We start from the raw sequence: 25,699 nt of genomic DNA on the forward strand, positions 1-25,699 counted from the left end.
TCCTCCGCAGTGCTTATGTCGCGCCTTCTTATGCTGCTTTGCGACCGCGCGCGGCAAGCCATGCCTCGGTCAGTTTTTCGAAACGCGATGCCATGTCGGCCACCGCCTCCTCGTCCGACATCTTGCCGGCAAGCCATTGTTCGGCCGCGTTAATGAAGATGGTGCGGCCGACAGCGAAGCCTTTGACGATAGGCGCCTTGGCGGTGGCGGCGAAGGCCGCTTCCAGCTCGTCCTGCGGCGCTTCCAGGCCAAGCAGCACAATTCCACGGCACCACGGATCGTGCTTCAGGATCACCGCTTCGATCTTTGCCCATGCGCCGGCCGATGCCTGCGGTTCGAGCTTCCACCAATCGGGCTTGATGCCGAGTGCGTAGAGTTCCTCGAGCGCGCGCGGGATGGTCATGTCGTCGAGCCTGCCGTGCTTGCCGGCGATGATCTCGACCAGAAGTTCTCTGCCCATTTTCCGCGCGGCCTCGAACAAAGCGCGCAGTTTCTGCTGCTGTTCGCTCTTCAGCGCCGCGGGATCGTCTGGATGATAGAAGCACAGGCACTTGATGCAGTGGTCGACCGGCCATTCGGTCAGTTGCGAACCTATGTCTTGCGAGAACTCGAAGCGAAGCGGCCGCGAACCCGGCAACTCGACCGGCCGGCCGAGCCAGGCGAAGGAATGGTGGGCGAATTCGAACATCGCCTCGCGTCCGTATTTTTCGTCGAGCAGCATGCCGTAGCCGGCGCGGCCAGCCGCAACCTTGGCCGCAGCCTTGACCGTCAGCACCTTGAAAGCCGGGATTCGCGACGGATCGGCGCCGGCTTTTGCCGCGACATCCTCCAGCTGGACGCGGTGGTCGCAGGCGAACGCCATCAGCGAGGGGATGTCGCGCCGGCGCGTGGTCGCCCAATGGATGTGATTGATCGCCTCGTCCTTGCGCAGCGCCAGATGCTTGCTGCCGTTTTTCAGGAAGAACTGCAATTCCTCGAAAGTCGGGTATTCCGGTGCGCAGAGGAGCCGCGACACGGCAAAGGCGCCGCAGGCATTGGCCCAGGTCGCCGCCGTCGCCAGGCCTTCCTCGCCGAGCCAGCCGCGCAGGAAGCCCGACATGAAGGCGTCGCCGGCGCCGAGCACATTGTAGACCTCGATTGGAAATCCCTTGCCGACGATACCGTCCTCGAGGTCGTCGCTGATCGGCCCGTCATAGACGATGCAGCCCATGGCGCCGCGTTTCAGCACGATGGTTGCCGCCGACAGCGAGCGGATGGTTTTCAGCGCGCTCAGGCAATCGTCTGCGCCCGAGGCGATCATGATTTCCTCTTCGGTGCCGACGATGAGATCGCAATCGGGCAGCACCGTCTTCAACTGCGCCGAGACGCGGTCGGATTTCACATAGCGCTCGAAGCCTTCGGCGTGGCCGGCGAGACCCCAGAGGTTGGGGCGGTAGTCGATGTCGAACACCACCTTGCCGCCCTTGGCTTTCATGACACGGATCGCCTTGCGCTGGGCGGCGTCGCTGTTGGGCCGTGAAAAATGCGTGCCGGTGACGACGACCGCGCGTGCCGAAGCGATAAACGCCTCATCGATATCGTCTTTCGAAAGCGCCATGTCGGCGCAATCGCTGCGATAGAAGATCATCGGCGAGACGCCTTCATCCTCGACCGACAGCAGCACCAGGGCGGTCAGCCGCTCCGGATCGGTCTTGAGGCCTTGGACCGAAACGCCCTCGCGGGTCAGCTGCTCGCGGATGAAGCGGCCCATCTGCTCATTGCCGACGCGGGTGAGCAGCGCCGAGCGCAGGCCGAGCCTGGCAGTACCGACCGCGATATTGGCCGGACAGCCGCCGACCGACTTGGCAAAGGAAGTAATGTCCTCGAGGCGCGAGCCGATCTGCTGACCATAGAGATCGACGGAAGCGCGGCCGATGGTGATAATGTCGAGCGGCGCATGTCTCGCTTCCACGGCTTCGCCCATTCGAACCTCCCATCGGCTTTGTTGTTTTGGGTAACACGCGCGAGCGGCAGCGTGGCGCCGGCAATATGAAATAATAATTCCAATCCATAGTCAATATGGAACGAGCATTCCCAAGGCTGAAAAGTGCTGTGCAAGGCTCGCGCGTTCAGAAACTTTGAAGTCAGACGAACGTCAAGTGTCTACCACTGAAACCAGCTGATTTACCAAGGAAGCGGGCCATCATCGTTGAAGTACCCGGCGGTCGGGCCATCGGCGTCCAAGGTCGCCAGGTGAATGACGATCTCGGCCGCCTGCTGCACCGTGCGGTGACCTTTATACCCGTTGAGATCGGTGGCAGTGTAGCCGGGCGCCGCGGCGTTGACCTTGATGCCTTGCGGCGCGAGCTCCCTGGCGAATGCCACCGTGATGGCGTTCAAGGCTGTCTTGGAGCTGCCGTAGCCCATCATGTTAACGGCGTGGTTCGCAGTGGCGGGATCGAGCGCCCGGCCGATGGACCCGGTGGAGCTGCTCACCATCACGATCCGGGCAGCAGGTGCTGCTAGCAGCAGCGACAGGAATGCCTGGGTCACGCGGATCGGGCCGAAGACATTGACGTCGTAGGTGGCCTGATGTCGGCGATCCGCTGCTGGCTCGGCGGCAGGTCGTAATTGATGGCGACGCCGGCGTTGTTCACCAGCACGTCGAGGCAGGGGCTGGCCTGCCTGAATGCCTCGGCTGCCGCCTTCACACTGTCATCCCGCGTGACGTCCAGCTCAAGCCACTCCACGTCGAGGCCTTCGGCGCGCAATGCCTGCGCCGCCGCCATGCCGCGTTCGGCGCTCCTGGCGCCGAGCCAGACCTTGAAGCCCTTGGTCGCCAGTTGCCGGGCGATTTCACGGCCTATACCCTTGTTGGCGCCGGTCACCAGCGCGCTTTTCGATGTCGTCATATCGGTGTCTCCATGTTTGCTGTGGAAGACCCACAAATGGCGCGAGACAGCGGGCGCCGCGCGCCGGAAATTCTCCGGTTCTTGCCTAATCCTCTCACGCTGTTGCGCAGCCGGTGCGAATGCGCGATGCTGGCGCAATGAGCGAAGCGCTGCAGGAGTTGATCGAGATCGCCAGCCGCCATGCGCGCGGGCGAAGAACAAGAACGGCGATTCCCCGCGTTTCGATCGGCCGCAGCGAAGTCGCCACGGCGCCAATACCAGGGGTGTGGGGGTCGGGGATCTTATTCGTACTGCAGGGCGCGAAGACGGTTCTGATCGGCGACCGGGCTCTTCGTTACAATCCGGCCAGCTATTTCATCTATACTGTCGAGACGCCCACCATCAGCCAGATACTCGAAGCGAGCGCGGCGCGTCCTTACCTGGCCATTGGCTTGACCCTTGACCTGCAGGCCGTCGCCGCGCTCCTCGTCGAGCACGCGCCGGCCCTCAGTGGCGACAGTTTCTCCACCTCTCCCGCTGATGACGACCTGCTCGACGCGTTGCGTCGAATGATGCGGCTGCTTGACCGGCCAGCGGAGATTCCCGTGCTCGCGACCATGATCGAGCGAGAGATGCTGTTTCGGCTCCTGCAAGGCCCCCAAGGCGGAAAGCTCCGTGAACTTGCGCGCGCCGATGGCCATCTGTCCCGGATTGGCCGGGCGATCGCCTGGATCCGTTCGCATCCCCATCAGCCGGTCCGGGTCGGCGATCTGGCCGAGATTGCCCGTATGAGCAGTGCTGCGTTTTATCGTCACTTCAAGGCGGCGACGGCCATGAGCCCAATCCAGTATCAAAAGCAAATCCGCTTGCTGGAAGCCCGCCATCTGCTGATTGCCCAGCCGGGCAACGTCGCACGTGTCGCCTTCGCCGTCGGCTATGAGAGTGCTTCCCAGTTCAGCCGGGAGTATGCCCGCCAGTTCGGGTCGCCGCCCGCACGCGACGCAGCGCGGCTTTCGGCAGAAGGCGAAACGGCAATAGAGGTGATCTAAGGCTTGCGCTTGCGGCCGCTGTCGCGCCGCTTCTCGCCGACCGCGACGGTCAGCGCCATAGCCAAAGCCATCGTCGCCGACAGCGAGCGGAAGCCGGCGAAATCGGCCTCGGCGACCTCGAACCAGACCCTGGCGAATTGGGCGAGTGGCGAAAAGGAGCTGTCGGTAATCGCCACGATCGGCACGCCTTGCTCCGAAATGACGCGCGCCTCCTCGATGGTGGCCGGGGCATAGGGCGAAAAGCTGATGGCGATCACGGCGTCCCTTGGAGAGGCAAAGCCGATCATCTCTGCATTGAGGCCGGCGGCCGATTCGATCAGCTGGTTGCGGATCTTGAGCTTGCCCAATGCATAGGCGATATAGGAGGCGACCGGGTAGGAGCGCCGCTTGGCCAGCACGTAAATGGTTTCGGCCTTGGCCAGCACGGTGATCGCATCTTCGAAATGGTCTTCATTCAGCGTGCGCGAAATGTCGTTGAGCGAGGTACTGGCTGCGGCAACAAAACCGTCGAAAATCGCGCGGTGGCCGGCGCCTTCCTCGGCCTTGGCGCGCAATGCCGCCAGCCTTTCATCATAGGATGAGTTGCGCTCGCGCAGGCGCTCGCGAAACACCAACTGCAGGCTGGTGAAACCATCAAAACCAAGCTGCTGGGCAAAGCGGATCAGGGTCGAAGGCTGGACACCGGCGGAAGCGGCGATGCTGGCAGCGGTGCCGAAGGCGATATCGTCTGGGTTGTCGAGCGCATAGGCGGCGATCTGGGCGATACGTTTCGGCAGGCTCTGACGCCGCTCCAGTATCGTCGCCCGCAGCGTCTCGAAATCGCGCGGCACCCGTTCGTCCATCGTCGCTCCGCCCAGGCTCATCGTCTGGTTCCCTCTGTGGCCCATCATAGCGGGCCTGTGCAAGAACACCATAAAAAATGAGACAAGCGTTCCATCTGCAGACAAAATGGACTAATTCATCCACACAAATTTTGCGCACAGGGAGGCAAGCGGATGGTCGGGGTAGGTCTTATCGGCACGGGTTTCATGGGCAAGTGCCACGCCATTGCCTGGAACGCGGTCGGCACCGTCTTTCCCGATGTGGCCAAGCCAAGGCTGGTCCATCTGGGCGAGGTCAACGAGGATCTTGCCAAACGCCGTGCCAGCGAATTCGGCTTCGCCAAGGCGTCCGGTGACTGGCGCGCTGTCGTCGACGACCCGGATGTCGATGTCATCTCGCTGACCACGCCGAACCAGTTCCACCCGGAAATGGCCATCGCCATCCTCGAAGCCGGCAAGCATCTGTGGTGTGAAAAACCGATGGCGCCGAATTTTGCGGAGGCGCAAGCAATGGCTGCGGCGGCCCAAAAGTCCGGCAAGGTCGCCGCGCTGGGCTATAACTACATCCAGAACCCAGCGATCCGCCATATCGGGGCGCTGCTCGACGAGAAGATCATCGGCGAGGTCAACCATCTGCGTATCGAGATGGACGAGGACTTCATGGCCGATCCGGAGGCGCTGTTCTTCTGGAAGCACGAGGCGGCGTCCGGCTACGGCGCGCTCGACGATTTCGCCGTGCACCCGCTGTCGCTCATCGCCATACTGTTCGGCCGCGTTGCCCGCGTCATGTGCGACATGGCCAAACCCTATGCCGACCGCCGCGTCGCCTCGGGCGGGCGCCGCGCGGTCGAGACCTACGACATCGCCAGCATCCTGATGCATCTCGAAAACGGCATCGCGGGCACGCTGCTGGTCAACCGTTCGGCCTGGGGCCGCAAAGGCCGGATCGCCATCCAGATTTTTGGCTCGAAGGGCTCGATACTGTATGACCAGGAGCGGATGAATGAGTTCCAACTCTATTTGACGGCCGACCGGCCGACCGAGCAAGGCTATCGCACCATCCTCGTGGCGCCGCATCATAAGCCTTATGATGCCTTCCTGCCGGCGCCCGGCCACGGCCTTGGCTTTAATGACCTCAAGATTATCGAATGCCGGGAACTGTTGACGCGACTTGCCGGCAAGCCGGCGCGGATCATCGATTTCGACGAAGGCCTGGAGATCGAGCGCACGGTGCACGCGATGGCGCGCTCGTTCGCGGAACAGCGCTGGGTGGAGGTGCGGTAGTAAGCCCGCGCTGGTCTCCCCTTCTCCCCTTGTGGGAGAAGGTGGCCGAGCGAAGCTCGGTCGGATGAGGGGTGTTGGACGGATCGCTACAGCGAAGAAATAAACGCTTAAAATCCCTCAATATTTTTGCGCCGAGTTTCTTCCAGCACCCCTCATCCGGCTCGGCGCTGCGCGCCGATCCACCTTCTCCCACAAGGGGAGAAGGGCCAGGGCCGGCATTGGCTGCCTCAGGCGGCTCCTGGCCGGCCGGCGATTATGGCGCGGCGCACCGACCGGCGCTGCTCGACGGCGTCGGCAAGGCCGTGCAGCACGGTCTCGGTGGTCGCCCAGTCGATGCAGCCATCGGTGATGCTCTGGCCATAGAGGAGCGGCTTGCCGGGCACGACATCCTGCCGGCCGGCGACAAGGTTGCTCTCGATCATGACGCCGATGATGCGCTCGTCGCCCGCCGCGATCTGGCCCGCCGCGTCAGCCGCCACCAGCGGCTGGTTTTCCGGCTTCTTGCTGCTGTTGGCGTGGCTGACATCGATCATCAGCCGCGGCGCCACGCCGATCCGGCCGAGCTCAGCGGAGGCAGCAGCAATGCTTGCCGCGTCGTAGTTGGGCACAATGCCGCCGCGCAGGATGACGTGGCAGTCCTCGTTGCCGGTGGTCGTCGCGATGGCGCTGCGCCCGCCCTTTGTCACCGCCATGAAATGATGCGGCTGGGCGGCGGATTTCACGGCTTCGGCGGCGATCCGCAAATTGCCGTCGGTGCCGTTCTTGAAGCCGACCGGGCAGGAGAGGCCTGATGCGAGTTCGCGATGGATCTGGCTCTCGGTCGTGCGCGCGCCGATCGCTCCCCAGGCGACGAGGTCAGCAATATATTGCGGGGTGGCCATGTCGAGGAATTCGGTGGCCGCCGGAAGGCCGAGATTGTTGACGGCGGAGAGCACGTTGCGGGCCATCCGCAGGCCCTTGTCAATGTTGAAGCTGCCGTCGAGGTCGGGATCGTTGATCAGGCCCTTCCAGCCGACTGTCGTGCGCGGTTTCTCGAAATAAACCCGCATCACGATCTCCAGCCGGTCCGACAGGCTTTCACGCAGCGATGCCAAACGGCTGGCATAGTCTACGGCGGCGGCCGGGTCGTGGATTGAACAGGGGCCGACGACGACCACCAGCCGATCGTCGGTGCCGGTCAGCACGGCGTGGATAGCATTGCGTGACGCGGCAACGGTGCGCGTCGCCGTCAGCGTGCGCGGTATCTCCCGCATCACCTCGTCGGGTGTGCTCAGTTCTCTGATTTCCTTGACCCGAAGATCGTCTGTGGTCGTCAACACGGCTTATGCTCCTGATTGGGGAGACCTGCCGGCTGAAAACAAAAAAGCCGCCAGGTCTGGCGGCTGTTCGGATATTGTTGCTGCAATCTTCAGATCGAGCGCAATCCTCCCGCCGCCAGCGAGCTCATAAAGTACCAATATGTGGCGGTCAGGTTGATCATGAGGGCTGATATAGTCGATGCGGATGCGCTTGTCACGTGCCTGGTGAGGAGGAGGTTTACTCCAGCCATTCGCGATTGGCTGAAGCCCCCCGAACTTCGTCATCCTCGGGTCTGCGCCGCGTCGCTGCGCTCCTTGCTCCGCCCGTGGATGACGAAGCGTTCCGCTAGACTTGCCGGCGTTATTCCGGCGACGACCCGGCGACGCTCTGGTCGTAATCGACCAGCGACCCGGTCATGACGCCGGACTGCGGGCTGATCATATAGCTGATCAACCGGGCAAGCTGTGCCGGCTTCACCAATTGACCCATCGGCTGCGCGGCCTCGGCCCTTTCCAGCCAGTCGTCCGGGGCGTCGTGCCATTTCTTCTGCACGATCGCCTCGCCCTCGGTGTCCATCCAGCCGGGCAGCACCGCATTGCAGCGGATGCGATTGCCGCGATAGGCATTGGCGACATTCTTGGTGAGTGTCGCCAGCGCTCCCTTGCTTGACGAATAAGGCGCCAGGAACGACTGGCCGCAATGCGCCGACATCGACAGCACGTTGACGATCGAGCCCGGTGCCTGGCGCGCCAGCAAATGCGCCACCACGCCCTGCATCAGGAAAAACGGGCCGCGCACATTGGTCTGGAATATCTGGTCGAACAGATCCTCGGAGGTCTCGACCAGCGAGCCGCGAGCCGAGGTGGCAGCGGCGTTGACCAGCGCGTTGACGGAACCAAAATGGCCAATCGCCGTTTCGACCGCACGCTTGCAGTCGGCCACTTTTGAGACGTCGGCGCTGATGAAGATGGCATCGACGCCTGCCCCCTTAAGGATGGCGACAGCCTTGTCGCCCTTCTCCTGCGAGCGGCCGATCAGTGCCAGCGCCCGGCAGCCCTCATCGGCCAGCGCTTCGGCGACGGCAAAGCCGATGCCTTGTGCGCCGCCGGTGACGATGGCGCGTGTTTCGGAATTGCGACCGGCTGAACCGTTCATCGCCTTGCTCCTGTGCTTGATAGTCAGATTGTTTTGTCGAGGCGGACGGTCTTGCCTTCCTTGGCCGATTTCAGCGCCGCATCCGCCAGCCTGAGCGCCACCAGCCCGTCCTTGCCGCTCGGCGCCGCCTTCTTGCCTGACGTCGCTGCCGCGATGAAGGCAGCGATCTCGTTGGCATAAGCGTCGAGATAACGGGTCATGAAGAAATCGTGCAGCGGCGGCCGCGTATAGCCCTTCTCATTGGCCAGTTCGATCGACACCGGCCGCTGGTTCTCGGCCGCAATCATGCCTTTCGAGCCATGCACCTCGATGCGCTGGTCGTAACCGTAGGTGGCGCGGCGTGAGTTGGAGATAACGCATTGCTTGCCGGAAGCAGTTTCGAGGATGACGCTGACGCTGTCGAAGTCGCCGGCCTCGCCGATCTTCTTGTCGACCAGCACCGAAGCATGCGCGCTGACCGCCACCGGCTCCTCGCCGAGCAGGAAGCGCGCCATGTCGAAATCATGAATGGTCATGTCGCGGAAGATGCCGCCCGAGCGGCCGATATAGTCGAGCGGCGGCGGGCCGGGATCGCGCGAGGTGATTGTCACCATTTCGACAGTGCCGATGGCGCCGTCGTCGATCGCCTTGCGCACGGCGGCAAAATGCGGATCGAAGCGGCGGTTGAAGCCGACCATCAAGGTGGCGCCGGCCTTGTCGACGACGGCCAGGCAGTGTTCCACCCTGGCGGCGTCGAGGTCGATCGGCTTTTCGCAGAAAATCGCTTTACCCGCTTTGGCGAAGCGTTCGATCAGGTCGGCATGAGTGTCGGTCGGCGTGCAGATGACGACCGCGTCGATATCGCCGGCCTTCTCGATGGCATCGATGCTGCGCACTTCGGCGTCATAGGCAGAGGCCAGATCGGTCGCCGCCTTCTCGAAGGCGTCGGCAACCGCAACCAGCCTGGCCTGCGGATTGGAACCAACGGCGCGAGCATGAACCTTGCCGATACGGCCGGCACCGAGAAGAGCAAAGCGAAGAGGCATGAAGAATTTTCCTTTGAGGATGGTTCGGAAGGGAGGGCGTGTCAGCGCCTGTGGCTCGGCGTTGGCCGTTACGCCGCAAGTTCCGCCTGCCCGGTCTTGGCGCCGGTGATGTAGGAGACGATATCGTTGCCGTCGGTGTCCTGCTTGCGCAAATTGGCGACGATGCGGCCGCGCCGGAAAACGACGATGCGGTCGACCAGGTCGAACACCTGGCGCATGTTGTGAGAGATCAGGATCAGCGGTTCGCCATTCTCCTTCAGCGTGCGGATGATGTTTTCGACCTGCATCGTCTCCTGCACGCCGAGTGCCGCCGTCGGCTCATCCATGATGATGAGCTTGGAAGCAAAGGTCGCGGTTCTGGCAATTGCTACGCACTGGCGCTGGCCGCCCGACATGTGGCGGATAGTATTGGAAAGGTTGGGGATCTTGACCGCTGTGCGGACCAAGGCTGCCTCGGTCGCCTTGCGCATGAACTTGCGATCGAGGATCGAGAAGGGCCCGAGATTGAACAGCACCCGCTCGCGGCCGAGGAACAGGTTCGACGGCACGTCGAGGTCGTCGGCGAGCGCCAGGTTCTGGAACACCGTCTCGATGCCTGCCTCGCGGGCTTCGATGGGGCCGGCAAAATTCACTTCCTTGCCGTCGAACCACATCCTGCCGCTGGTGCGCTGCTCGACGCCGGTGATCTGGCGTACGAAGGTCGATTTGCCGGCGCCGTTGTCGCCCATGATGGCGACATGCTCGCCCTTGCGCAGCTCGAAGTTGGCACCCTCCAGCGCATGGACGCCGCCATAATACTTGGTCAGGTTTTCGGTCCTCAGGACGATGTCCGACATGATCAAGCCCTCATTGCCCGCAGGCGTTGGCGCCACTGGTCGAGAACGACTGCGCCGACGATGATCACGCCTTTGACCATCTCCTGATAATAGGCGTCGAGGCGCAGAAAGGTGAAACCGGAGATGATCACGCCGAAGATCAGCGAGCCTATCACCGTCCCAATAATCGAACCGCGGCCGCCCGACAGAGAGACGCCGCCGATAACCGCCATGGCGATCGCGTCGAGCTCGTACATTACACCCATGCCCGCCTGGGCGGTGAGATTCTTGGAGCTCAGCACCACGGCGGCGAGCGCGGCGAGGACGCCGGCAATGACGTAGACAAGGATCTTGTGGTTGGCGATGTTGATGCCGGACATGCGCGCGGCGTCCTCATTGGAGCCGATTGCATAGCAGTGCTTGCCATATTTGGTGTAACTCAGGATCAGCTGGAACAGCACTGCGAGCGATATGAAAATGATGACCGGCATCAGCCCCTTGCCGATGGCGGCGAAACTCTCGGTCGGAAACGAGATCGGCTGCCCCTTTGACCACCATTTGGCGATGCCGCGGGCGGTGACCATCATGCCGAGCGTGGCGATGAACGGCGGGATGCGCGTGTAGGCGATCAAAGCGCCGTTGACCAGGCCGGCCAGCAGGCCGCAGCCGATCGCGACCAGCACGGGCACGATCACCGGCAGGTCGGTCCAGCCCTGGGCGATGAACATCGCCTTCGGGTTCGGGTTGCCATTGACGGTCGCCACCTGGGCGAAGCTCATGGCTATCATCGCCGTGGCGCCGACGATCGAACCTGAGGACAGGTCGATGCCGCCGGTAATGATCACCTGCGTCACGCCGATGGCAATAATGCCGACGATCGACACCTGCAGGATGATGATCTGCAGCCGCGCTTCGTTGAAGATCGCATCGATATTGTCGCGGGTATTGAAAAGGAAGCTGTCGCCCAGGAAGACCCGGCCGATCAGCTCGAAAGCGCCGACCAGGATGACGAGCGCCAGCAAGACGTTGAATTCGGCCGGCCATGCGCGCCGCTTCGCATCATAGCTGAGCCCGCCGACGCCGTGAGATGTCTGTGCCAATCGTGCTTCCTCCGTCAGCCACGGTCTCCACTCGGCGCTGTTCAGGCCGAGAGGGAAAAAGCGGAGCGGCGCTGTCTTACTTTGGCGCGCCGCTCCGTATCGGACAGGTCCGCCTCAGTTCTTCTTCAGGAACTTGTCGATATTCGCCGGCGTGACCAGCTGGAAGGGGATGTAGACCTTGTGCTCGACCTTCTCGCCCTTCGCCAGCTTGAGCGCTGCGTCAAGCGCGCCGGCACCCTGGCCGGCCGCGTCCTGGAACACCGTCGCATCGAGGTCGCCCGCCTGCATCGCGGCAAGCGCATCCTGGGTAGCGTCGACCCCGCCGACGACAACCGACTTCATGTCGATGTTGGCGGCCTTCATCGCCTGGATGGCGCCGATGGCGCTTTCGTCATTATTGGCGATGACGCCGTCGAACGGCTTGCCGGTCGACAGCCAGTTGGTCATCAGGTTCTGCGCTTCTTCGCGCTTCCAGTTCGACGTCTGCTTGTCGATGATCTTGATGAAGCTGCACTCCGGTGTGGCGATCACGTCATCAATGTCCTTGGTGCGCTGCACCGCTGCCTGGTTCGACAGCTCGCCCATGATCACATAGACATTGGCTTCAGTCTTGCCGGCCTCCTTGAACAGGCGGCAGACCTCCTTGGTCTCGAGCGTGCCGGAATCGGCTTCGTTCGAGGCGACGAAGGCCTGGTTTTCGGGCAGCTTGTCGACGTTGACCGGCTCGCGATTGACATAGACCAGTGGAATCTTGGCAGCGGCGGCTGCGTCCGACATTGCCTGGGTCGCCGAGGTGTCGACCGGGTTGACGATCATGGCGTCGACGCCTGAGGCGGCGAAGTTCTTGATCTGGTCGAGTTGCTTGGCGACGTCGTTCTGCGCATCCTCCACCTGCAGCTCGACGCCGTCCATGCCTTTAGCCTGTTCAATCATGCCGTTGCGCAGCACGGTGAGAAAATTGTCGTCGAACAACGCCATCGACACGCCGATCTTGGCGGCAAAGGCGGACGAACTCATCAGCGCCGCGAACGCGACGCCCAAAAGCAGTTTCTTCATTTTATTTCTCCTCCACATTGGTGTCCGGCTGCACCGATCTACCCGGAATCCCCGATCTCGCAGGGAATTCTCTCCCGATTGCCATTTTTGGTTCCAGAGGCATTTGCCTGAAACAGATCTTCCGGAACGAAAGAACCAAAATGCTCAGATGGTGAAATATTTATTCCATTTCACGTGGGCGTCAAGCGAGATTTCGCCATGAGGAATGGATTTTCGGCATTTCGAGCGCTTTTGGACGGACGCTCAGGCAAGCGAGGCCTGAAAGCATTCTGATAGATTACATCATGTCTGCCGCCGATGACCGCGACGTCAGATGTTTTCTGGCAGATAAATGTCGAAGGGCAGAAAGGTCTGGCCCGGCGCATTCGCAGCGCCGGTCTCGATGGCATGCGCCATCAGCCCGACAAGCTCGCGGCAAAGCGCCGCCAGTGGCGTCGAGATCACCATGGTCAGGAAATTATCTGCCAGCGCCGCGCGGGAGTCGGGCGTGATCTCGTTGCAGACGACCGCCGGCATCTCAGCCGGCTTTGCCTCCCTCAGCGCCGAGATCGCGCCTTCCATGCCGCCACCGGCGACATAGCAACCGGCGAGATCAGGGTGGCGGGCCAGAAGCTCGATCATTGCATCATGCGTGATCTGGTTCGCTTCCAGATTGACCAACGTCTCGAGGAGAGTGAATTCCGGCGCCTGCTCGCGAAAGAAGGAGCGAAAACCGATCTCGCGAAGCTCATGGCCATGGAAGCGATGGCTGCCGACGAAGAGGGCAACCTTGCCAGGTCTCTTCGCGGCCTTCGAGATCATCCAGGCAGCGGTGCGGCCGACCTTGCGATTGTCCAGGCCAACATAGCCCTCGCGAATACCGGACGCAAAGTCGGAAAGCAGGGAGAACACCGGTACGCCATTGGCTTTGAGAGCCTCGACGGCGACCGTCAGCGTCGGGTGATCAGGCCCGACCAGGGCGACGGCCCTGGATTTGGCGGCCAGCTTGCGCATCCGCTCGACGATCTCGTCCGGCGCCAGCGAAGCGGCGAAGTCGATGGTGGCCACGCCGCGAAAGCGCGGCGACTGCGATACCGCCAGTTCAAGCTCGCGGGCAAATTCGCTGTAGAAGACGTCCTCCCGCCTCAACAGCAGGAACCCGAGCCGGTATTCGGGCAATTCATGGCGCATCCGCTGCTTGATCAATCCGGCTGCGTGATAGCCGATGCTGGTCGCGGCCTCATAGACGCGGCGCGCGGTTTCCTCGCGCACCGGCAAGCGGTTGTTCAGCACTCGATCGACGGTGGCAACGCTGACCCCCGAAATGCGCGCCAGGTCGGTGATCGTCGGCCGTTTCGCCATCGCTGCCTCATTCCACTGTTTGGCCCTTTTACACCATTCTGATGGAAAATGATAGAAACTATCTTTGTGATATTGAGCCTATCAGGGCTCGGCGTTATTTTGAACGCTGACCGAATATGATCGAGGCCTCCGCTATGGTGGATATTGGACTCCGAACCGGGAATACGAGCTCCGCAGCAGCGTCCCGACGCGACTACAGCCTGATCGGCCGCGACGCGAAGCTTGCCGTCGAGAGCGGGCTGGCGGCGGCCGAGTGGTATCACACCGACGTGCCGCGCAAGCAGATGAAGGAGCTGATGCAGCGCTCCGACGGCCTGGCGATCCGCGATACCATCATCTGGCTCGGCACCATGATCCTCAGCGGCGCCGGCGCCGCCTGGTTCTGGGGCAGCTGGTGGTGCGTGCCGTTCTTCTTCGTCTATGGCGTCCTCTACGGTTCCTCCACCGATTCACGCTGGCACGAATGCGGCCACGGCACCGCTTTCAGGACGCAGTGGATGAACGACGTGGTCTATCAGGTCGCCTGCTTCATGATCATGCGCAACCCGGTGACCTGGCGCTGGAGCCACACGCGACATCATACCGATACCATCATAGTCGGCCGCGATCCGGAGATCTCGGTGATGCGTCCGCCCGATCTGCTGCGCGTGGTGCTCAACTTCGTCGGCATTCTCGACGCCTGGCATGCGATGAGCGACATGCTGCGCAATGCAGCCGGTATCGTCAGTCCGGCCGAAAGAACCTTCATTCCCGACCAGGAGCAGCCGAAGGCAATTCGCATTGCCCGCATCTGGACGACAATCTATGCCGCGACCATTGCGCTGGCGCTCTATACCGGCTCGTTCCTGCCGCTGATGCTGGTCGGTCTGCCCAGGCTTTACGGTGCCTGGCACCATGTCATGGTCGGCCTGCTGCAGCATGGCGGCCTGGCTGAAAACGTCACCGATCACCGGCTCAACAGCCGCACCGTCTACATGAACCCGATAAGCCGCTTCATCTACTGGAACATGAACTACCACGTCGAGCATCACATGTTTCCCATGGTGCCCTATCACGCGCTGCCCAGGCTGCACGAACTGATCAAGCACGATCTGCCGGCGCCGACACCATCCATCCTGGCCGGCTACCGCGAGATGATACCGGCTTTCCTGCGCCAGCTGCGCAATGAGGATTATTTCATCAAGCGCGAACTGCCGCCGACGGCGCGGCCCTATCGGGAGGATTTCCACAGCGATAACGCTGCTGTTGCGGTGGCTGCTGAATGACAAGCCCATGCCAACGCACCAAACATCGAGGGACCCGTAAATGAGCGACTGGGTCGAGGCCTGTGACGCCGAGGACATCGACGAAGAAGACGTGATGCGCTTCGACCATGGCGGCCGCACCTTTGCCATCTATCGCAGCCCCGACGACGGGTATTTCGCCACCGACGGGCTTTGCACGCATGAGAAGGTGCATCTGGCGGACGGGCTGGTCATGGACGACGTCATCGAGTGCCCGAAGCATAATGGCCGCTTCAACTACAAGACAGGGGCTGCCAAGGGCGCGCCGGTCTGCGTCGATCTAAGAACTTATCCGGTCAAAGTCGACGCCGGCAAAGTCCTTGTCCGGATCGGTTGATGATGACGAAGGGAATGGTCATCATCGGCGCCGGCGAATGCGGCGGGCGCGCCGCCCTTGCGCTGCGCGAGCTCGGCTATGATGGCCCGGTGACGCTGGTCGGCGACGAGCCGCATCTGCCCTATGAGCGCCCGCCGCTGTCGAAAGACGCGATGGTTGCCGACGCGCCCCTGATCAAGGCGATCGCCAGTGAGGCGGTTCTGGCCGAAAGATCGATCAGGCATATCCATTCGGTCCAGGCGGTGGCGATCGTCCGAGAGGCGCATGTCGTGCGCCTCTCGGACGGTTCCGCCCTGGCCTACGACAAGCTCCTGCTGGCGACCGGTTCGGTGCCGCGCAAGCTGCCTATGCCGGGCCTTGGCGGGCGCTGCGTCTACCTCCGGACCTTCAACGACGCGCTGGCCATTCGCGCCCATCTCAGCGCCGGAAATCGCATCGCCATAGTCGGCGGCGGCTTCATCGGGCTTGAGCTTGCCGCGGCGGCACGCAGACTGGGTGCCGCGGTCACCATCATCGAGGCGCAGCCGCGCATCTTGATGCGCGGCGTGCCCGCCGAGATCGCTGGGGTTATCCATCATGCGCATGAAGCGGAAGGCGTGAAAATCCTGTGCGGCGAGGGCATCGCCGCCATTGCCGATGATGGCGCCGAAGTGCGCATCGCGCTCGCCGGTGGACACGACATTGTCGCCGATCTTGCCGTGATCGGCATCGGCGCCGTGCCGGTGACCGGACTTGCCGCGGAGGCGGGGCTGACCGTCGACAATGGTGTTGCCGTCGACGCCGAGCTTCGCACCAGCGACCCGGATATCTTTGCCGCCGGCGATTGCTGTTCGTTTCCGCTCGCCATCTATGGCGGCAGGCGCGTGCGGCTCGAAGCCTGGCGTAATGCACAGGAGCAGGGCGCGCTCGCCGCAAGGAATATGCTTGGCGCCGGCGAGTCCCATGCGGCGGTGCCGTGGTTCTGGTCGGATCAGTACGGCCTGACCTTGCAGATCGCCGGCCTGTCGGACGAAGGCCGCAGCATCGTGCGCCGCGACCTCGGCGACGGCGCCTTCATCCTGTTCCACCTCGCCGAGGACGGCAGGCTGGTTGCGGCAAGCGGCATTGGCCCCGGCAACGCGGTCGCGCGCGACATCAGGCTGGCCGAGATGCTGATTGCAAAGCAGGCAAAGCCGCCGCCGGAAGCGCTGGGCTCGCAGGCGATCAAGCTGAAGTCGCTGCTGGCGGCATGAACGCCGCGCCAAATGTCGAGGTTGGGCGCCGCCCCTCATCTGCCTGCCGGCATCTTCTCCCCGTATAGTGACGGGGAGAAGGGGCTGTCACGAGCGTTGGCGCCCTTTCTGCGGCATTCGAGATTGGCGAAACCATCGGCGCAGGCTTCTTTCTCCCCGTCACTAAACGGGGAGAAATGCCCGGCAGGGCAATGAGGGGCGGCGCCAACGCCCAAGAGTGGGTGAGACCTGAATCTCGACGCTCGCCTTAAAACAGCGCCTTCAGCTCCGGCAGCTTGTCGTTGACCAGCCAGCCATAGTAATTTTCCTCGGGCAGTTTTTCCGGCTCGCCCGCAGCGCGGCGCTTGTCGTTCTCGGCCTTCAGCGCATAGGCGCGCTGTTCGGGGTTGCCGACATTGTAGAGCGTCGACGTGATGCCGGGATTGCCTGAGATGTCAAAGCCGGCAATGCTTCTATAGGCGTCGATCGATTTCCGGATTGTTGCTGCGACATAAGGCAGTGTCAGGTCAGGATCCATGATGGTCTTGTAGACCGCGTTGGGATCGCCGACGTCGAGTTCCGGCAGGCCGGAAACCCTGTGCACGAGGTCGCTCATTTGCAGCGCCGTCAGCGGATTGAGCTGGCCAAGGCCAAAAGTCTGCCCGGCATAATAAGGCTGGAAGAAAGTAGCGCCTAAGCGGTCGTTGGGAAAGCTCTCGCCGTCGACGGTCTTGCCGCGGAACGACCGGTTCCACACCTGTTCGCGGCACTCCCAAAGATCGTAGCTGTCGGACTTCCCTGCGCATTTCGCAAATTGCGGCCGCTGCACGAAATCGGAGATGTCCTCGCCATCATAGGCAAAGGAGAGCTTGCTCGACAGATACGAAATCGCCTTGACGTAGTAGGTCTGCAGCCGGTCGTAGGCATCGACATTGTAGGTGTGCTCGCCGACGATGGCGCCGACGATATGCATTGGGTCGATGCCATAGGCCGCGGCTGCCTGCTTGATCTTGCCGCGCAACTCGGCATCGTTCTGGAGCAGCGCAAAGACTTTGCGGTATTTCGCCTGGAAGGTGGTGTTGGTCGCCTGGGTGCGCCGGCTCGAAGCGCCCGGTATGTCGGGCTGCTCGGTGTTGCGGTTGCCCGGCGGCACCATCGTTGCCGCTTGCGCGGCGAACATGGCTGCCGCCAGCGTCAGCCCCAAAATGACGAGGATCAGTTTTTTCATGCGCCGCCGCCCAAATAGTCGCCGGCAAACTAGGTAATGCTCCACCGGGAGTCGAGAGACGCCTGCACCCGACGGGACGAAAGCTTGCCGGATGCTTCCATTTGGCCACACATCGGGAATGCTGGGCCAAATTGGGGAGGCCGGGAGCAATTCCCCGACCCGCTTCGAGAATGAAGCGTCTCCTACAGGATGAAACGCGACAAGTCCGTGTTTCTGGAGAGGTCGCCGACATGCTTCTCGACATAGGCGGCATCGATGGTCACCGAGGTGCCGTTGCGGTCCGGCGCGTCATAGGAGATATCGTCCAGCACCCGTTCCATCACCGTCTGCAGCCGCCTGGCGCCGATATTCTCGACGCTGGCGTTAAGGTCCACGGCGATGCCGGCCAACGAATCGATCGCGTCATCGGTGAAGACCAGGTCGACGCCTTCGGTCTTCATCAGCGCGATATACTGCTTGATCAGGCTGGCTTCGGTCTCGGTGAGGATGCGGACGAAATCGTCCTTCTCCAGCGCCCGCAGCTCGACGCGGATCGGCAGGCGGCCCTGCAATTCCGGCAGCAGGTCGGAGGGCTTGGCGACGTGGAACGCACCCGAGGCTATGAACAGGATGTGGTCGGTCTTCACCGGTCCATATTTGGTCGCAACCGTGGTGCCTTCGACCAGCGGCAGCAGGTCGCGCTGCACACCTTCACGCGAAACACCGGCACCGATGCCGCCTTCGCGCGAGGCGATCTTGTCAATCTCGTCAAGGAAGACGATGCCGTCATTCTCGGTCGATTCGAGTGCCTTGCGCACCACTTCGTCCTGATCGAGCAGCTTGTCGGACTCGTCGCTGATCAACAGCCCGTAGGATTCCTTGACGGTCGTCTTGCGCAACTTGGTCTTCTTGCCGCCCATCGCCTTCGACAGCATGTCGTTGATGTTGAGCACGCCGATATTGGCGCCCGGCATGCCGGGAATCTCGAAGCCAGGCATGCCGCCATTGCCGGTATCGGCCACTTCGATCTCGATCTCCTTGTCGTCGAGTTCGCCGTCGCGCAGCTTCTTGCGGAAACTGTCGCGGGTGGCCGGGCTCGCCGTCTTGCCGACGAGCGCTTCGAGCACCCGTTCCTCGGCGTTGATGTGGGCACGCGCCTTGACGTCCTCGCGCATCTTCTCGCGCACCAGCCCGATGGCGATCTCGACCAGATCGCGGATGATCTGCTCGACATCGCGGCCGACATAACCGACCTCGGTGAACTTGGTGGCTTCGACCTTGACGAAAGGCGCACCGGCAAGGCGTGCCAGGCGGCGTGAAATCTCGGTCTTGCCGACACCGGTCGGGCCGATCATCAGGATGTTCTTCGGCATCACCTCTTCGCGCATCTGGCCCTCGAGCTGCTGGCGGCGCCAACGGTTGCGCAAGGCAATCGCCACGGCACGCTTGGCGTCTTTCTGGCCGATGATGAAGCGGTCGAGTTCCGAAACGATTTCGCGGGGAGAGAAGGTGCTCATGTCACTAAATTCCACTTTGCCACTGCCGAATGGACTCGAACGGATGCAGCAGCATGATCACGTTGAGTGTCAGATTGTCCCGGATGAGATAGCCGACACCGAATTCGAAGATGAGGGCGAGGGTCACGATCACCCATATAGGAAGCCTTCGCGCCATGACAAACCCCAGCACCATGGCCAGCGTGTCGGACACCGAATTGATGATGCTGTCGCCATAATAGTCGAGCGAGATCGTGCCGGCGCGATAGCGGTCGATGATGAAAGGGCTGTTCTCGAGCAACTCCCAGCCGCCCTCTATCACCACCGCAAAGGCCAGCCTGAGCCCGATCGGCGAGCGCGGGAAAAGGAACCACGCCAGCGCATAGAACAGGAAACCGTGAATGATGTGCGAGAAGCTGTACCAGTCGGAAATATGCTGGGAATTTTCGGAGCTCTGCACAATGCCGTGCCACAGCTTGACATAGCCGCAGGTACAGATCGGCGTCCGCCCCATGCCGTAGAGGACCCCGGCCTGGAAGATGACCAGGCCGAGAACCAGCAGAAGCCCCATTCGCCAGCTGTCTCCGTAGGCCGAGACGGTTTTGTCGCTGGATACGCTCATGCTGCTATTGCCCCTCTTTTGCGTCACCCTGTCCGGCGTCACCCTCTGGGGCATCAATCGCCATCAGCACGGCATCGCCATATTCCGACTTCCTGCGATCGATAGCCCTGAAACCGGCCTTTTCATAGGCACGGATAGCCCGTGCATTGGCGGGGTCCGGGTCGATGATGACGCGCGGCGTACCTTCCTCGAAAAGCTGCTCGACGAACTGCCGGACGATCGCCGAGCCGTGGCCGACCCCGACAAGCCCCGGCACGCCGATCGACAGATCGATGCCGAGCGTGCCGAACGGCTGGTCGCTATAGGGATGGCCGTCCTCCAGATGCGGATCGTAGCTCTGCAAATAGCCGATGGGCTTTCCGTCGAGCTCGATAATCAGCGGCTCGACCGAAATGCTGTCGATATGCTCGCGGATCTCCGCAATCTCGGTCTCTGGGTCGTTCCACCATTCGGCGACATGCGGCTCGGCAAGCCAGCCGGCGATCATCGGCAGGTCCCTCTGGATCACCGGCCGAAAACCATAGCGGAGGCTCCGCTCAGGCGGCATCGAGGGTTTCGACGACGAAGTTGTTGTTTGTGTAGACGCAAATGTCTGACGCGATCTGCATCGCCTTGCGGGCGATCTCCTCTGCGCCCTTGTCGCTGTCCATCAAAGCGCGTGCCGCTGCCAGCGCGTAATTGCCGCCGGAGCCGATGGCCATGACGCCAAATTCGGGCTCCAGCACGTCGCCGGTGCCGGTCAGCGCCAGCGACACCGACTTGTCGGCCACCAGCATCATTGCTTCCAGCCGGCGCAAATAACGGTCGGTGCGCCAGTCCTTGGCGAGCTCGACGCAGGCACGTGTTAGCTGGTCGGGATATTGTTCGAGCTTGGCTTCGAGCCGCTCCAGCAGCGTGAAGGCATCGGCGGTGGCCCCGGCGAAGCCGGCAATGACGTTGCCGCTTTTGCCGATGCGGCGCACCTTCTTGGCGTTGCCCTTCATGATGGTCTGGCCGAGGCTGACCTGGCCGTCGCCGGCGATCACCACCTTGCCGCCCTTGCGCACGGTCAGGATGGTCGTGGCATGCATGGTCAGTTCATTCGACATTTTCTGCTCCGATCAGCACCGATCCCATCGAGGCGATCGGCGCGTTACGAGTGACTTGATCGGCCATATGTATGCATAGGCCGGATGATTGCAAACCGGCCATCCGCCGGGCCGGACTGTGCTCCGCAGCGGTAACTGGCAATCGCCGGATCATGCTGCTAGAAGGCTTTCGTTTTCAGGCATGTGAACGCCTGAACCGTGCAAATCTGAGACAAGGATGAGGTCATGGCGCCCCGTTCCGCCGAGATAAGCCGCAAGACCAGGGAAACCGACATCGCCGTGTCGGTTCAGGTCGACGGCTCGGGTAAATCCGACATTTCGACGGGCGTCGGCTTCTTCGACCATATGCTGGACCAGTTGTCGCGCCATTCGCTGATCGACATGACCGTGAAGGCCAAGGGCGACCTGCACATAGACGACCACCACACGGTCGAGGATACGGGCATCGCGCTCGGCCAGGCGCTGGCCAAGGCGTTGGGCGAGCGGCGCGGCATCATGCGCTACGCCTCGATCGATCTCGCCATGGACGAGACACTGACGCGGGCGGCAATCGATGTCTCCGGCCGGCCTTTTCTGGTCTGGAATGTTTCGTTCTCGTCGCCGAAGATCGGTACGTTCGACACCGAGCTGGTGCGCGAATTCTTCCACGCGCTGGCGCAGAATGCCGGCATCACGCTTCATGTCACCAATCATTACGGCGCCAACAACCACCACATCGCCGAGACCTGCTTCAAGGCCGTGGCGCGTGTGTTGCGTTCGGCGCTTGAGCGCGACCCGCGCCAGCCGGACGCGGTTCCCTCCACCAAGGGATCCCTGAAAGGATAGCGTCATGGCCATCTATGTCGTGATGAAGCCGCCAGGCCGCAGCGAAAGCGTGGACACTACCTTTATCCGTGACGGCTTTGCCTGGCTCGGCTTCCTGGTGCCGCCGCTGTGGCTGGCCTGGCACCGGCTGTGGGTCGAGGCGGCATTGGCGTTTGTCGCCATGGGCCTGCTCTCGATGCTAGGCGAAAGGCTGGACCTAGAAACAACCGGCTCGCTTTTATCCCTGCTTGTCATGCTCTTTGTCGGACTGGAAGGGCAGGGCTTGCGGATCGCAGCCCTGCGCCGTCGCGGCTGGCATGAATGGGGCGTGGTCGAGGCCGACAGGCTCGACGACGCAGACCTCCGCTATGCATTGGAAGCCGATGCTCAGTCGGATGAACAACCGACGGTGCAACGCATCGTCCCAGACGCAGCACATGCCCGGTCGGCGCAGATGGGCCTGGCGCTGGGGCTGAACCATATTCCGGGAAAGCCCTGAGATGAGGGTAGCGATCATCGATTACGGGTCGGGCAATCTGCGCTCGGCCACCAAGGCCTTCGAGCGTGCCGCGCATGAAGCCGGCATTGCCGCCGCGATCGAACTCACCGCCGATGCCGAGCGGGTCAGGACCGCCGACCGCATCGTCCTGCCCGGCGTCGGTGCCTATGCCGATTGCGCCGCTGGACTGCGTGCGGTCGCCGGCATGTGGGAAGCGATCGAGGAGGTGGCGATCGCCAAGGCTCGGCCGTTCCTCGGCATTTGCGTCGGCATGCAGCTGATGTCGGAGCGAGGCCTGGAAAAGACCGTCACAAAGGGCTTTGGCTGGGTCGCCGGCGACGTCAAGGAGATCACGCCGGCCGATCCGACACTGAAGATCCCGCAGATCGGCTGGAACACGATTGACCTGAAGCGCAAGCATCCGCTGTTTTCCGGCATTGCGACGGGTGGCAAGGGACTGCACGCCTATTTCGTCCACTCCTACCATCTCGATGCACGGAAGGAGGATGAGGTGCTGGCGGTTGCCGACTATGGCGGCCCGGTAACGGCCGCTGTCGCTCGCGACAACCTCGCCGGAACGCAATTCCACCCCGAGAAGAGCCAGGCGCTGGGCCTGGCGCTGATCACCAATTTCCTAGGCTGGAGGCCCTGAACCATGAGCAAGAAGGGCTATTGGATGGCAATGGTCGATGTCCGCGATCCCGAGATCTACAAGCGATATATCGAGGCCAATGCCGCGGCTTTCGCGAAATACGGCGCGAAGTTCCCGGTGCGCGCCGGGCGGTACACCAGCCCGGAAGGACCGGCAGGCAATCGGCACGTGCTGGTGGAATTCGAATCCTATGAAAAGGCGCTGGAATGCTACGGCTCGCCTGAATACCAGGAGGCGTTGAAGTACAGGCTCGCCGGCTCGACCGGCCACTTTGTCATCGTCGAAGGCGCCTGAAGGTGTTTCTGTTTCCGGCGATAGACCTCAAGGACGGCAAATGCGTGCGCCTCAGGCATGGCGACATGGCGACCGCCACCATCTACAATGACGATCCCGCCGCTCAGGCGCGCGTCTTCGAAGAGCAGGGCTTCGAATGGCTGCACGTCGTCGACCTCAACGGCGCCTTCAAGGGCCAGAGCGTCAACAGCGCCGCGGTCGGCGCCATCCTGAAGGCGACGAGCAATCCGGTGCAGCTCGGCGGCGGCATCCGCACCCTGGCGCAGATCGAGGACTGGCTCGACCGTGGGCTGGCCCGCGTCATTCTTGGCACCGTGGCGGTCCGCGATCCGGATCTGGTCAGGCAGGCCTGCAAGGCATTCCCGGGCAAGATCGCTGTCGGCATCGACGCCAAGGGCGGTAAGGTCGCGGTCGAAGGCTGGGCTGAGGCTTCGAGCCTCGGCGTCATTGAACTGGCGAGGAAATTCGAGGGTGCCGGCGTCGCCGCCATCATCTACACCGATATCGACCGCGACGGTGTGCTGACTGGCATCAACTGGGACGCCACCATCGATCTCGCCGACGCGGTGTCGATCCCGGTTATCGCCTCGGGCGGGCTCGCCTCGATCTCCGACATCGTGCGCATGACCATGCCCGATGCCCGCAAGCTCGAAGGCGCGATCTCCGGCCGCGCCCTCTACGACGGCCGCATCGACCCGGCCGAGGCATTGGCGATCCTGCGTGGGAAACCGATGGCAGGGAGTGAAACGTGAAGGTCTCGATTATCGTTGCTCCCTACGACAGCGGGCATTATCACGAGGGGTGCGGCCAGGGGCCGGACGCCATCGTCGGCGGTAGGCTGGTCGAAGCCCTGACCGTGGCTGGCCATGACGTCGCCGTCGAAGATATCGGCAAGGTCGGAGACGAGCAGGGGCGCGAAATTGCAACCGGCTTCGCCGTCTGCAACGCCGTCGCGACCAAGGTTAACCTCGCCCGCGATGGAGGACGCTTCCCCATTATCCTTGCTGGAAATTGCCTGACCGCCGCCGGTGCGGTTGCCGGCGAAGCGGCGGATTCGATCATCTGGATCGACCAGCATGGCGATCTCAACACGCCGGAGACGTCGGCCTACGGCTTTCTCGACGGCATGGCGCTGGCGGCGACGCTCGGGCTCTGCTGGCATCCGATGGCGGCAGCAATTCCGGGGTTCCGGCCGATAGACCCGGCGCGCTGCATGCTGGTCGATGCCCGCGACCTCGATCCCGACGAAAAGCGACTGCTGGAAACTTTGCCGATCGTGCGCACCGAATGTGCCGGTGCACTCGATATGATCGGAAAGCTCACGGCGACAGGGACTGTGCGGGCGCATCTGCATCTCGACCTGGATGTCCTCGATCCGGATGTGCTGCAGGTGAACCGCTACGCGCACCCGGGCGGCCCGAGTCCGGAACAGCTGCGGCAGCTTGCCTGCGGACTGGCCAGGTCAATCCCGATTGTCGGCGTGACGCTCTCGGCCTACGACCCGGCCTTTGATTCCCAGTCCGAAGTTCCGCCCGTCGTCGGCCAGCTGCTTGTCGACTTTCTTGCGGCGATCGAGAGGATCTGATGCTGAAAGCCCGCGTCATCCCCTGTCTCGACGTCAAGAACGGCCGTGTCGTCAAGGGCGTCAATTTCGTCGACCTGGTCGATGCCGGCGATCCCGTCGAAGCGGCAAAAGCCTATGACGCGGCCGGCGCCGACGAGCTCTGCTTTCTCGACATCACCGCCTCGTCGGAAAACCGCGAGACCATTTTCGATGTCATCGCCCGCACCGCCGAACAATGTTTCATGCCGCTGACCGTTGGCGGTGGCGTCCGTCAGGTCGCCGACATCAGGAAGCTGCTACTGGCCGGCGCCGACAAGGTGTCGATCAACACGGCGGCGGTGAAGACCCCAAATTTTGTCGCCGAGGCTGCCGACAAATTCGGCAACCAGTGCATCGTCGTCGCTATCGATGCCAAGAAAGTGTCCGCTGCGAGCGAGGCTGATCGCTGGGAGATATTCACCCATGGCGGCCGCGAGAAGACCGGCATCGACGCCGTCGAGTTCGCTCGGCGAGTGGTCGACCTCGGCGCCGGCGAGATCCTGCTGACATCGATGGACCGCGACGGCACCAAGGCCGGCTATGATATAGCCCTTACCCGCGCGGTCGCCGATGCCGTACGCGTGCCGGTCATCGCTTCCGGTGGCGTCGGCACGCTCGACCACCTTGTCGAAGGCATTCGCGACGGCCATGCCGGCGCGGTGCTGGCGGCGTCGATCTTCCATTTCGGCACCTACAGCATCGCCGAAGCCAAGCTGCACATGGCTCAGGCCGGACTGCCGATGCGGCTGGACTCGCCGGGTAATCGGTCCTAGAGCCTTTCCGGCTAA

Annotated in this window: 27 protein-coding genes and 1 pseudogene; 12 read left to right on the forward strand and 16 right to left on the reverse strand. The window is 62.6% G+C overall.

The window, feature by feature from the left end; all coding sequences use genetic code 11:
* Nucleotides 1-28 precede the first annotated feature (28 nt).
* Nucleotides 29-1,963, reverse strand: a complete 1,935-nt coding sequence (locus NKI08_RS12450) for a bifunctional 5-dehydro-2-deoxygluconokinase/5-dehydro-2-deoxyphosphogluconate aldolase (protein ID WP_352472329.1) — start codon at nucleotides 1,961-1,963, stop codon at nucleotides 29-31.
* Between the two features lie 200 nt (nucleotides 1,964-2,163).
* Nucleotides 2,164-2,891, reverse strand: a pseudogene (locus NKI08_RS12455) (SDR family NAD(P)-dependent oxidoreductase).
* Between the two features lie 137 nt (nucleotides 2,892-3,028).
* On the opposite strand from NKI08_RS12455, the gene NKI08_RS12460 reads away from it, so the two are divergent.
* Nucleotides 3,029-3,919 (forward strand): AraC family transcriptional regulator, encoded by an 891-nt coding sequence (locus NKI08_RS12460; protein WP_352769547.1) that lies wholly within the window; start codon nucleotides 3,029-3,031, stop codon nucleotides 3,917-3,919.
* Here the strand turns inward: NKI08_RS12460 and NKI08_RS12465 are convergent.
* The gene (locus tag NKI08_RS12465) at nucleotides 3,916-4,761 is read right to left on the reverse strand and encodes a MurR/RpiR family transcriptional regulator (RefSeq protein WP_352540037.1); all 846 of its coding nucleotides are present in this window, start codon (nucleotides 4,759-4,761) and stop codon (nucleotides 3,916-3,918) included. The two genes, NKI08_RS12460 and NKI08_RS12465, sit on opposite strands and share 4 nt — an antisense overlap.
* Nucleotides 4,762-4,914: 153 nt before the next feature.
* Between NKI08_RS12465 and NKI08_RS12470 the strand changes: the two genes are divergently transcribed.
* Nucleotides 4,915-6,024 (forward strand): Gfo/Idh/MocA family protein, encoded by a 1,110-nt coding sequence (locus tag NKI08_RS12470; protein ID WP_352769550.1) that lies wholly within the window; start codon nucleotides 4,915-4,917, stop codon nucleotides 6,022-6,024.
* Between the two features lie 227 nt (nucleotides 6,025-6,251).
* On the opposite strand, the gene NKI08_RS12475 is transcribed toward NKI08_RS12470, so the two are convergent.
* The 8 genes from NKI08_RS12475 to NKI08_RS12510 form a co-directional block, all read right to left on the reverse strand.
* Complete coding sequence (locus NKI08_RS12475; protein WP_352769552.1) at nucleotides 6,252-7,343, reverse strand: 3-deoxy-7-phosphoheptulonate synthase; 1,092 nt, start codon at nucleotides 7,341-7,343, stop codon at nucleotides 6,252-6,254.
* 3 nt (nucleotides 7,344-7,346) lie between these two features.
* On the reverse strand, nucleotides 7,347-7,607 hold the full coding sequence (locus tag NKI08_RS12480; RefSeq protein ID WP_352769554.1) for a hypothetical protein: 261 nt from the start codon (nucleotides 7,605-7,607) through the stop codon (nucleotides 7,347-7,349).
* Between the two features lie 76 nt (nucleotides 7,608-7,683).
* On the reverse strand, nucleotides 7,684-8,478 hold the full coding sequence (locus NKI08_RS12485) for an SDR family oxidoreductase (protein ID WP_352614971.1): 795 nt from the start codon (nucleotides 8,476-8,478) through the stop codon (nucleotides 7,684-7,686).
* A gap of 23 nt (nucleotides 8,479-8,501) precedes the next feature.
* Nucleotides 8,502-9,503, reverse strand: a complete 1,002-nt coding sequence (iolG, locus tag NKI08_RS12490) for an inositol 2-dehydrogenase (RefSeq protein WP_352769557.1) — start codon at nucleotides 9,501-9,503, stop codon at nucleotides 8,502-8,504.
* A gap of 68 nt (nucleotides 9,504-9,571) precedes the next feature.
* Nucleotides 9,572-10,339, reverse strand: a complete 768-nt coding sequence (locus NKI08_RS12495; protein ID WP_352769560.1) for an ATP-binding cassette domain-containing protein — start codon at nucleotides 10,337-10,339, stop codon at nucleotides 9,572-9,574.
* A gap of 2 nt (nucleotides 10,340-10,341) precedes the next feature.
* Nucleotides 10,342-11,418, reverse strand: a complete 1,077-nt coding sequence (locus NKI08_RS12500) for an ABC transporter permease (protein ID WP_352769563.1) — start codon at nucleotides 11,416-11,418, stop codon at nucleotides 10,342-10,344.
* A 114-nt stretch (nucleotides 11,419-11,532) separates the two neighbouring features.
* Entirely contained in the window at nucleotides 11,533-12,474 is a 942-nt protein-coding gene (locus NKI08_RS12505) for a sugar ABC transporter substrate-binding protein (protein ID WP_352769566.1), read from the reverse strand.
* Between the two features lie 309 nt (nucleotides 12,475-12,783).
* Complete coding sequence (locus tag NKI08_RS12510) at nucleotides 12,784-13,815, reverse strand: LacI family DNA-binding transcriptional regulator (protein WP_023677522.1); 1,032 nt, start codon at nucleotides 13,813-13,815, stop codon at nucleotides 12,784-12,786.
* A 116-nt stretch (nucleotides 13,816-13,931) separates the two neighbouring features.
* Between NKI08_RS12510 and NKI08_RS12515 the strand changes: the two genes are divergently transcribed.
* The 3 genes from NKI08_RS12515 to NKI08_RS12525 are packed head-to-tail and all read left to right on the forward strand — an operon-like array spanning nucleotide 13,932 to nucleotide 16,667.
* On the forward strand, nucleotides 13,932-15,080 hold the full coding sequence (locus NKI08_RS12515; protein ID WP_502899595.1) for a fatty acid desaturase family protein: 1,149 nt from the start codon (nucleotides 13,932-13,934) through the stop codon (nucleotides 15,078-15,080).
* 40 nt (nucleotides 15,081-15,120) lie between these two features.
* Nucleotides 15,121-15,435 carry a MocE family 2Fe-2S type ferredoxin gene (locus NKI08_RS12520; RefSeq protein ID WP_352769569.1) on the forward strand — a complete coding sequence of 105 codons (315 nt, stop codon included), beginning with the start codon at nucleotides 15,121-15,123 and terminating at the stop codon, nucleotides 15,433-15,435.
* A gap of 2 nt (nucleotides 15,436-15,437) precedes the next feature.
* On the forward strand, nucleotides 15,438-16,667 hold the full coding sequence (locus NKI08_RS12525; RefSeq protein WP_352769685.1) for an NAD(P)/FAD-dependent oxidoreductase: 1,230 nt from the start codon (nucleotides 15,438-15,440) through the stop codon (nucleotides 16,665-16,667).
* 247 nt (nucleotides 16,668-16,914) lie between these two features.
* Here the strand turns inward: NKI08_RS12525 and NKI08_RS12530 are convergent, their stop codons facing one another.
* The 5 genes from NKI08_RS12530 to hslV form a co-directional block, all read right to left on the reverse strand.
* Nucleotides 16,915-17,874, reverse strand: coding sequence for a DUF1402 family protein (locus tag NKI08_RS12530; RefSeq protein WP_352769571.1), 960 nt, complete (start codon nucleotides 17,872-17,874; stop codon nucleotides 16,915-16,917).
* 182 nt (nucleotides 17,875-18,056) lie between these two features.
* Nucleotides 18,057-19,370, reverse strand: a complete 1,314-nt coding sequence (hslU, locus tag NKI08_RS12535) for an ATP-dependent protease ATPase subunit HslU (RefSeq protein ID WP_352769574.1) — start codon at nucleotides 19,368-19,370, stop codon at nucleotides 18,057-18,059.
* Between the two features lie 4 nt (nucleotides 19,371-19,374).
* Nucleotides 19,375-19,971 (reverse strand): DUF2585 domain-containing protein, encoded by a 597-nt coding sequence (locus NKI08_RS12540; RefSeq protein WP_352769577.1) that lies wholly within the window; start codon nucleotides 19,969-19,971, stop codon nucleotides 19,375-19,377.
* Between the two features lie 4 nt (nucleotides 19,972-19,975).
* Nucleotides 19,976-20,518: a GNAT family N-acetyltransferase gene (locus NKI08_RS12545; protein WP_352769579.1), complete on the reverse strand. Its 543-nt coding sequence runs from the start codon at nucleotides 20,516-20,518 to the stop codon at nucleotides 19,976-19,978.
* The gene (gene hslV / locus NKI08_RS12550) at nucleotides 20,508-21,059 is read right to left on the reverse strand and encodes an ATP-dependent protease subunit HslV (protein WP_352472584.1); all 552 of its coding nucleotides are present in this window, start codon (nucleotides 21,057-21,059) and stop codon (nucleotides 20,508-20,510) included. Before hslV ends, NKI08_RS12545 begins: the two co-directional genes overlap by 11 nt.
* A gap of 225 nt (nucleotides 21,060-21,284) precedes the next feature.
* Between hslV and hisB the strand changes: the two genes are divergently transcribed.
* From hisB to hisF, 7 genes are read left to right on the forward strand one after another with little or no spacing between them, the layout of a single operon-like run.
* Nucleotides 21,285-21,884 carry an imidazoleglycerol-phosphate dehydratase HisB gene (hisB, locus tag NKI08_RS12555; protein WP_352769582.1) on the forward strand — a complete coding sequence of 200 codons (600 nt, stop codon included), beginning with the start codon at nucleotides 21,285-21,287 and terminating at the stop codon, nucleotides 21,882-21,884.
* A gap of 4 nt (nucleotides 21,885-21,888) precedes the next feature.
* Nucleotides 21,889-22,362: a DUF2628 domain-containing protein gene (locus tag NKI08_RS12560; RefSeq protein ID WP_352451667.1), complete on the forward strand. Its 474-nt coding sequence runs from the start codon at nucleotides 21,889-21,891 to the stop codon at nucleotides 22,360-22,362.
* Between the two features lies 1 nt (nucleotide 22,363).
* Nucleotides 22,364-23,014: an imidazole glycerol phosphate synthase subunit HisH gene (hisH, locus tag NKI08_RS12565; protein ID WP_352769586.1), complete on the forward strand. Its 651-nt coding sequence runs from the start codon at nucleotides 22,364-22,366 to the stop codon at nucleotides 23,012-23,014.
* A 3-nt stretch (nucleotides 23,015-23,017) separates the two neighbouring features.
* The gene (locus tag NKI08_RS12570; RefSeq protein ID WP_352472581.1) at nucleotides 23,018-23,308 is read left to right on the forward strand and encodes a DUF1330 domain-containing protein; all 291 of its coding nucleotides are present in this window, start codon (nucleotides 23,018-23,020) and stop codon (nucleotides 23,306-23,308) included.
* Between the two features lie 2 nt (nucleotides 23,309-23,310).
* Complete coding sequence (gene hisA / locus NKI08_RS12575) at nucleotides 23,311-24,060, forward strand: 1-(5-phosphoribosyl)-5-[(5-phosphoribosylamino)methylideneamino]imidazole-4-carboxamide isomerase (RefSeq protein WP_352769590.1); 750 nt, start codon at nucleotides 23,311-23,313, stop codon at nucleotides 24,058-24,060.
* Entirely contained in the window at nucleotides 24,057-24,893 is an 837-nt protein-coding gene (locus NKI08_RS12580) for an arginase family protein (RefSeq protein ID WP_352769592.1), read from the forward strand. Before hisA ends, NKI08_RS12580 begins: the two co-directional genes overlap by 4 nt.
* Nucleotides 24,890-25,684 carry an imidazole glycerol phosphate synthase subunit HisF gene (hisF, locus tag NKI08_RS12585; RefSeq protein ID WP_023677537.1) on the forward strand — a complete coding sequence of 265 codons (795 nt, stop codon included), beginning with the start codon at nucleotides 24,890-24,892 and terminating at the stop codon, nucleotides 25,682-25,684. Before NKI08_RS12580 ends, hisF begins: the two co-directional genes overlap by 4 nt.
* The last annotated feature ends 15 nt before the right edge of the window (nucleotides 25,685-25,699 follow it).

This window comes from Mesorhizobium sp. M0768, assembly GCF_040320195.1.
Classification (GTDB): Bacteria; Pseudomonadota; Alphaproteobacteria; order Rhizobiales; family Rhizobiaceae; genus Mesorhizobium.